The organism is Mesorhizobium sp. M7A.F.Ca.CA.002.05.1.1, assembly GCF_003998335.1.
GTDB lineage: Bacteria > Pseudomonadota > Alphaproteobacteria > Rhizobiales > Rhizobiaceae > Mesorhizobium.
Window position 1 is genome coordinate 1 of sequence record NZ_RZQI01001650.1, and the last position, 447, is coordinate 447.

At 61.5% G+C, this 447-nt stretch carries 1 protein-coding gene; it reads left to right on the top strand.

Annotated elements, in window-relative coordinates; genetic code table 11:
* Nucleotides 1–447, top strand: a 447-nt coding sequence (locus EN939_RS37580) for a chorismate-binding protein (RefSeq protein WP_206528492.1), incomplete at both ends; no start/stop codon positions are given.

Consider the following 447-nt stretch of genomic DNA (forward strand, 5'->3'; position numbering starts at 1 on the left):
GACCGCTATGACTATGCCGGCGAGGGTTTTTCGACCGAAGGGCTGCCGCGCGACGAAATCGCCGAGCCGTTCAAGAGCCCTGACCGCATCCCGCCGCGCGGCGACCATGAACCGGGCGAATACGCGGATCTGGTGCGCAAGGCGATGGATTCGTTCAAGCGCGGCGACCTGTTCGAGGTCGTGCCCGGCCAGATGTTCTACGAGCGCTGCGAGACGCAGCCATCCGAGATTTCGCGCAAGCTGAAAGCCATCAATCCGTCGCCCTATTCCTTCTTCATCAATCTGGGCGAAGGCGAATATCTGATCGGCGCCTCGCCGGAAATGTTCGTGCGCGTCAACGGCCGCCGCGTCGAGACCTGCCCGATCTCAGGCACCATCAAGCGCGGCGACGACGCCATTTCCGACTCAGAGCAGATCCTGAAACTGCTCAACTCGAAGAAGGACGAA